This is a genomic window from Inquilinus sp., from assembly GCF_039594555.1.
Lineage (GTDB): Bacteria > Pseudomonadota > Alphaproteobacteria > DSM-16000 > Inquilinaceae > Inquilinus.
This window is the reverse complement of sequence record NZ_JBCNNF010000348.1, coordinates 1-7,273: the sequence shown is the minus strand read 5'-3', so window position 1 is coordinate 7,273 and position 7,273 is coordinate 1. Positions and strand designations below refer to the sequence as shown.

At 68.3% G+C, this 7,273-nt stretch carries 5 protein-coding genes; 3 read left to right on the top strand and 2 right to left on the bottom strand.

What is annotated here, in order from left to right:
• Nucleotides 1-276: 276 nt before the first annotated feature.
• Nucleotides 277-1,683, bottom strand: coding sequence for a glycosyltransferase family 1 protein (locus ABDW35_RS27935; RefSeq protein WP_343717129.1), 1,407 nt, complete (start codon nucleotides 1,681-1,683; stop codon nucleotides 277-279).
• A 311-nt stretch (nucleotides 1,684-1,994) separates the two neighbouring features.
• Between ABDW35_RS27935 and ABDW35_RS27930 the strand changes: the two genes are divergently transcribed.
• From ABDW35_RS27930 to ABDW35_RS27920, 3 genes are all read left to right on the top strand, one after another.
• Complete coding sequence (locus ABDW35_RS27930) at nucleotides 1,995-3,188, top strand: polysaccharide biosynthesis/export family protein (protein ID WP_343717128.1); 1,194 nt, start codon at nucleotides 1,995-1,997, stop codon at nucleotides 3,186-3,188.
• A 25-nt stretch (nucleotides 3,189-3,213) separates the two neighbouring features.
• Complete coding sequence (locus tag ABDW35_RS27925; protein ID WP_343717127.1) at nucleotides 3,214-4,689, top strand: LTA synthase family protein; 1,476 nt, start codon at nucleotides 3,214-3,216, stop codon at nucleotides 4,687-4,689.
• 84 nt (nucleotides 4,690-4,773) lie between these two features.
• Entirely contained in the window at nucleotides 4,774-5,583 is an 810-nt protein-coding gene (locus ABDW35_RS27920) for an alpha/beta hydrolase (protein ID WP_343717126.1), read from the top strand.
• A gap of 19 nt (nucleotides 5,584-5,602) precedes the next feature.
• On the opposite strand, the gene ABDW35_RS27915 is transcribed toward ABDW35_RS27920, so the two are convergent.
• The gene (locus ABDW35_RS27915) at nucleotides 5,603-6,928 is read right to left on the bottom strand and encodes a glycosyltransferase family 1 protein (RefSeq protein ID WP_343717125.1); all 1,326 of its coding nucleotides are present in this window, start codon (nucleotides 6,926-6,928) and stop codon (nucleotides 5,603-5,605) included.
• Nucleotides 6,929-7,273 lie beyond the last annotated feature (345 nt).

Below are 7,273 nucleotides of genomic sequence, written 5' to 3'. Positions count from 1 at the left end.
GATCAGAGGCTTTCTGAGCGCCTTCCATTAAAAAAAGATCATCTGCATTTTGAGGACTAGCGGTCATATCACTCTCATAAGAGAAATTGCGAATCAAGATTTCATGATTATAAGCAGGTACAGGTCTTCCGAGGGATTGTCCAGTGTCTTGCCCAAGCCATACCTCACGAGAGTCGGGGCGGCTGCGGTTCCGTTCGCTGCACCGCAGCATAGCAGACGGAATGCGGCGAGGAAACCTTCGAAACCACCAAACCTTTTCGATCCACCATGGATCCTTCAACGAAATCTTTGGTCAGCGTCCGCCAGAACCGGCGTCCCGGTTGCGGCGCCCTGCGCCGCGGCCTCGGCAGCCCTGCCGCCGGCCGGCAGCAGCCGTCGGTACATCTCGCCCAGCCGGGCGCGATAGCGTTCCGGCGAGTACAGATCCGCCTGGCGGGCGCCGCGCTGCGCCAGGTCGCCGCGCAGTTCGGCATTGCTGTCGAGGGCGCGGATCGCCTCGGCCAGCGCATGGGTGTCGTAGGGGTCGATCAGCATCGCCGCGTCGCCCGCCACCTCCGGCAGCGCGCCCTCGGTCGAGGCCAGCACCGGCGTGCCCAGGCGCATCGCCTCCAGCACCGGCAGGCCGAAGCCTTCATACAGCGACGGGAAGGTCACCGCCTTGGCGCCGCGGATCAGGCTGACCAGCAGCGGGAAGGGGGCGTAGTCGATGCGCAGCACCCGATTGCGGGTGTAGGTCAGGGTGTCGACCTGCTCCAGGTAGCGGATGGTCGAATCGTTCAGCAGCTTCAGCTCCTGGTCGGTCTTCCAGGCCAGCTTGCCGATGATCACCAGCGGCGTCTTGATCTGGCTGGCGAGGTAGCCCTCGATCAGCCGGCCGATGTTCTTCTTCGGCTCGATCGCGCCGAAATACAGCAGGTAGCCCTTGTGGGTCAGGTTGAAGGTGCCCTCGACCTCGCGCTTCACCGCCTCCTCCGGCTTCTCGGCGTATTTCGCCGGGATGTCGACCGCCTGGTAGGTGTTGGTGATGCGCTCCTCGGGGTAGCCGAACAGGTCGACGATGTCGCGCTTGGAGGTCTCCGACACCGTGACGATGTGGTCGGCCTTACGCAGCAGCATCCGCACCAGCCGATAGTAGCGGCGCTTGTTGTCCAGCGTGGTGTAGGGCAGCCGCAGCGGCACCAGGTCGTGCACGGTGTAGATGTTGCGGGCGCCGGCCATGCGAAGCGGCAGCGGATAGGTCCAGTGCATCAGCTGCGGCGTGTGGCGCAGCGTCACCGTCATCCGGTTGCGGTAGATCGCGAAATGCCGGTAGGAGCGGCTCCACAGGTCCGGGACGGAGCTGATCTGGTCGTAATACGGCATCCGCGAGCGGTAGGTCCGGGCGATCACCTTGCCGGTGATCGGCACCGGCTTGGCCCGCACCCCGGCCGGCGAATGGATCAGCTCGTTGACATAGCGCAGGAACTCCAGCCAGCGCGGCGCCTCGCCGACATTGCTCGGGTCGAAGAAGGCGATCTCGCGCAGCAGCTGCTGGGTGCTCGGCGCGGCCCGGCCGCCATACAGCACCTCGGTGCGGTAGCCGAGATTGTGCAGCTCATAGCTCAGGTTCCGGGCATAGGTGGCCACCCCGGTGCCGGTTTCGAGGCCGAGATTGTAGCCATCGATCATGATCGTCTGGGTCACGGCGTGGTCCTGTGCTGTCCGGCGACTCGAAGCAGAGGCTTCGGCATGGCCCCGATGGCGACGCGCCGTATCGGACCATAGCTTCACCCGCGCCGCCATCCAAGATTTGGCGAGCGCGCTATAGATATAAAACCTAAAATGCGGCGCGAAAACAGAAATTTCAGGTTTGCGGTCCGGCAAGCGGCTCTGTGCCTTGGTTTCCGGACTCGAATTTGAAATCGGACGCATTTGAGGCATTGGCTATTGCGTTCGAAATCTGGTATGTCCCAAGCATTCGCGCTACGGCGCACGGCAGAAGAGACGACGGCCCCATGACCTGGAGACTGGCGTGGCTCCTTCCCGCCGTTATCGCGCTGCCCGCCTGCGGCGAGCTGCCGAGCAACGGTCCCCTGGCTGGCCAGATCCTGGCGTCGGGCGAGAAAGCTTCGGCCGCGGAAGCGGCCAAGGCGGTCGACACCCGATATGCCATCGTCGATCTCAACGAGACCACGATCGCGGCGCTGGACCGCGCCCCGCGTCCCAGCCTGATGCAGCGCTTCGGCGACAAGGCGCCGGCGCCGACGCAGCAGATCGGGGTCGGTGACACCGTGTCGGTATCGATCTGGGAAGCGGGCACCGGCCTGTTCGCCGCCGGCAGCGGCGGCGCCGTCACCCCGACCGGCGATAACGGCGCGCACAGCGTCACCTTGCCGCCCCAGATCGTCGACCAGCGCGGCAACATCTCCGTGCCCTATGCGGCGTCGCCGATCCGCGCGGTCGGGCGGACCCCGACCCAGGTCGCCGCTGCGATCGAGAAAGCGCTGACCAGCCAGGCCAGCCAGCCCCAGGTGATCGTCACCGTGCCGGAATCGGGCTCCGCCTCCGCCTCGGTGCTGGGCGACCAGACCGGCGGGGCACGGGTGCCGCTCAACCTCAGGGGCGAAAGGCTGCTCGACGTCATCGCCCAGGGTGGCGGCATCAAGTCGCTGCCGGCGGAAACCTTCATCACCCTGACCCGCGCCGGGGCGTCGGAGACGGTGGGGCTGCCGACCATCCTGAAGGACCCGGCCGAGAACATCTATATCCAGCCGGACGATACCATCTACATCACCCGCCGGCCGCAGACCTACACGGCGCTGGGCGCGGTCAGCAGCTCCGGCGAGTTGCCGATCGACCAGGAGCCGTTCACCCTGGCCCAAGCGGTCGGCCGGTCCGGCGGACTGGCGCCGAACGCCGCCGATGCCAGCGCCGTCTTCGTGTTCCGCTTCGAATCGCGGGCGGTGTTCCAGTCGATACGGCCGACCTCGCCGCTGCTGGCCGCGCGCCAGCCGGTGCCGGTGGTCTACCGCCTCAGCTTCGAGGATCCGCGCGGCTTCTTCTATGCCCAGCAGTTCCCGGTGCGGCCCCGCGACCTGATCTATGTCGGCACCGCATCCTCGGTCGAGTTCCTGAAGTTCCTGTCGGTGGTGCGCGGCGCGATCTCGGTCAGCACCCCGGCGACCACGGTGGTGTCGGGCGGCGGCTGAGGCCGGCGGCAGGGGAGGCGGCGGCATGCCGGTCATGCCCGAGATGATCGGCCTGGCCGGCGGCGCCGTCGCCTGGGAGGCGGTGGACGCCCTGGCCCGGCCGCGGCGGGGGATGTTCGGCGGCAGCCGCGCCGCCCTCCTCGGCCGCGCCGTCGTGTTCCTGCTCATGCTCGGCACCTGGCTCGGCCTGTTCGGCCGCTTCTGGTTCGCCCTGGCCGCCAGCCTGATCACGCTGGCCATCCTGGTGGCGATCTCCAACGCCAAGCACCGCGCCCTGTACGAGCCGCTGGTGTTCTCCGACTTCGCCTTCATCCTGCCGATGCTGCGACACCCCGCCTTGTTCTATATCGAGCGGCGGGAGGGCCTGGCCCTGATCGGCATCGCGGCGCTGCTGGTCGCGGTGATCGCGGCCTGGGTGGGGCTGGAGCCGCGCAGCATCCCGGTCCCGGCGCAGTTGGCGCTGCTGGCGGGCGAGGCGGCGCTGCTCGGCCTCGCCGCCTTCGCCGTTCCCTGGCCGCGGGCGCTGACCTTCGCCGATCCCGCCGATCCCCGCGGCACCATCCGGCGCTTCGGCCTGGCCCTGTCGCTGCCGACGGCCTGGCTGCGCTGGCGGGGCGAGGGCGGCCGGCCCCTGCCGGAGATGCCGGCGCCGACACCCGATCCCGCGGCCGAGGCCGTGATCGTGGTGCAGTCGGAATCCTTCATGGATCTGCGCCGCATCGGCATCGCGACCGAGCTGCCGGAATTCGACCGCCTCAGGCCGCGGGCCCTGGCGCACGGCCTGCTCGAGGTGCCGTGCTTCGGCGCCTACACGCTGCGGCCGGAGGTCTCGGCGATCACCGGCCTTGGCGCCGCCGAGCAGTCCTTCGACGGGCTTCACCCCTATCTGCGGCCGTGGCGCTTCGCCCCGGCCTCGCTGGCCGCGGCGCTGCGCGGCCAGGGCTGGCGCACGATCTTCCTGCACCCCTATGATGAAACCTTCTTCCGCCGGCGCGAGGCGATCCCGGCGTTGGGCTTCGAGCGCTTCATCGGCCAGCGCGACCTGCCGGGGGCCGAGCGCAGCGGCTACTACATCTCCGACGATGCCGTCGCCGGTGTGATCGAGGACGAGCTGTGGCGGGCGCGGGCCGACGGGGTGCGGCTGTTCCTGGTCTGCGTCACCATGGAGGCGCATGACCCCTTTCGCCCCGGCCGGGTGCCGGGCAAGGACGCGCCGCTGCAGCAGTACCTGCACCATATCGGCCACGCCGATGCGATGCTGGCGCGGCTCACAAGCCATCTCGACGCGGCGGCGGAGCGGGCGCTGCTGGCCTTCTACGGCGACCACGCCCCGGTGCTGCCGGAGGTGGCTCCGGAGCGCGAGCGCCGCACCGACTTCATGATCCTGGATTGCGGCCGTGCCGCGCCCCGGCCGGAGGCGGCGGCCCCGGTGCAGTGGCGGCCGGAGCGGATCAACCGCTTCATCCGCTCCTGGCTGGCGGGCGGTGACCGCAACACCTGATCCTACGGTCGAAACGTCGGCATCGGGAACCTGCCGCAGGGGCCTGCCGTCCTAGCAGGAACAACAGCTTCCTGGAGGCGGTCCATGCTGACCCTCGATCGGCGTTTCACCTTCCGCGGCCAGAGCGTGGCCTGGGGCGTGCTCGGCGACGGGCCGCCGCTGGTGATGGTGCACGGCACGCCGTTCTCGTCCCAGGTCTGGCGCCGGATCGCGCCGCTGGCCGCGACCCGCTGGCGCGTCCATGTCTTCGACCTGCTCGGCTATGGCGAGTCGGAGCAGCGCGACGGGCAGGACGTGTCGCCGGCGGTGCAGAACGCGCTGTTCGCCGCCCTGCTGCGGGAATGGGGGCTGGAGCAGCCGGAGGTGCTGGCCCATGATTTCGGCGGCATGGCCGTGCTGCGGGCCCACTATCTCGACGGGTGCCGCTACCGGCGCCTGACCCTGATCGACCCGGTGGCGCTGCCGCCCTCCGGCTCACCCTTCTTCCTTCATGTCGCCAAGCATGAGCAGGCCTTCGCCGGGCTGCCGGACTACGCCCATGACGCGCTGCTGCGGGTCTATATTCAGGGCGCGGCGCGCAACCCGCTGACCGAGGAGGCGATGGGCATCTACATGCGGCCCTGGCAGGGACCGGCGGGGCGCCCGGCCTTCTACCGCCAGATCGCGCAGATGCATGACCGCTATCTCGAAGAGATCGAGCCCGCCTACGGTCCGATGCCCTGGCCGGTCGAGATCCTGTGGGGCGAGCAGGACCGGTGGATCCCGATAGCGCAGGGCGAGCGCCTGGCGACGAAGCTCACCGGCGGGGCGCTGACCCGCGTGCCGGATTCCGGCCATCTGGTGCAGGAGGATGCGCCGGAGGCGATCGTCGCCGCCCTGTTCCGGGGCGCGTGAGGCCTACCGCCTCAGCTCCTCAGCAGATGCTGTATTTCCGCCGCACATCGGCGACGACGTCGTCGAAGATGTTGAAATGCCGGTCCCAGGTCGGCGCCTTGAACCGCGCCAGCCGGGCCATCTGCGCCTGGCGGCGCAGCGAGTTCGGCTGGGCATAGTCGATGATCATGTCCATCCAGCCGGGGCCGTCCAGCGGATCGAGATATTCCGGGATGCCGCTGCCCAGCTCGTGGAACACCGGCAGGTCGGAGCAGATCACCGGCACCGAGCAGGACAGGCCCTCGACCAGCGGCAGGCCATAGCCCTCGGCGAAGGAGGGGAACAGCACGGCGCGGGTGCCGATCAGCAGGCGGTGCAGCACCGCGTCGGGCACCCGGCCCAGCTCGATGACATGGTCAGAGATCTGCTCGCAGCGCTCGATCATGTCGATGACGTTCTCGTTCTCCCAGCCGCGGCGGCCGACGATCACCAGCTTCGGCGCGGCCTTGCCCAGCTTCTGCACCAAAGCGCGCCAGACCTGCAGCATGAACAGGTGGTTCTTGCGCGGCTCGATCGTGCCGATGATTAGGAAATAGGGCTCGCTCTCCAGGTCGTTGACCTTCTGCGGCGCGAAGCGGCGGTCGACCCCGAGCGGCGCGACGAAGACGTCATTCATGTCGCCGACATGCTTCATCAGGTCGCGCTTGGTCTGCTGCGAGTTGACGATGGTGGCGGCGGCGGTGGTGGAGATCGCCTCGATCCGCGCCACATGCCGGTCGGCATGGCCCGGCCGGACATATTCCGGATGGTCGATCGGGATCAGGTCGTGCACCAGGTAGATCGGCGCCAGCTTGCGGCGCGCCACCAGGCGCTGCAGCGTCGCCGGCTGGTGCAGCCCTTCATGCGAGACGTTGACGTAGATCGCCTGCTGCCGCCGGGCGCTGATGCTGATCATGCGCGACAGCAGCCCGCGGGCGCCCAGCAGCGCATCCATGCCGAGCTGCAGCAGCGGGGCGGAGGGGCGGACGGGGGGCGTCGGCGGCGACACCGAGTACCGGCCGCTGCCGCTGAACTGCTCCGTCGGCACGCCGATGAACCGGGCGATCCGCTCCACATCCCGGGTGCGGATGCGGTGGGCGCCGAAGCTCCAGCGCTCCCACCGGCTGGCGACGAACTGGGCGAAGGCCGGGGTGGACAGCTGCCAGTAGCGCGAGCGCCAGCGGGCGATGAACTGCACCTCGTTCGGATAGCGCTCCAGCATGTGCCGGCCGTAGGTCAGCTCCACGCGATCGACGCCCGTCGGTGTTGCGCTGCCGGATCGGCGCACCAGCCGGGTCACGTCGAACAGGATCTGGTCTTGAGCCATACGTCCTGCTCCTTTGCAAGCTGTCGTCCGGCCGCCCGATCCTGGCGGCACGGTTTTCAGGGGGACACACCGTCCACACGAAACCTTTCGGGACGCTGTTCCCCCTGGTCTGCCGGTGCCGGATCCGGAGATCCTGGTCCGACGGCATGACGGTTTACGACGACCGCCTGTGCATGAACCCGAAACCAAGTCCGGGTAAGCTACCATCAGTCTCTAAGCAATGGGAAATCTTTTTTGCGACGCAAAACATTCGCTGAGGTGAGGGTTAAAATCTGTAAAATCCAAGCGAACCGGAGCCTTGCGGTGAGGCTTCGGTCGTGGCCGAAAGTGACGGCACCCCGTGCC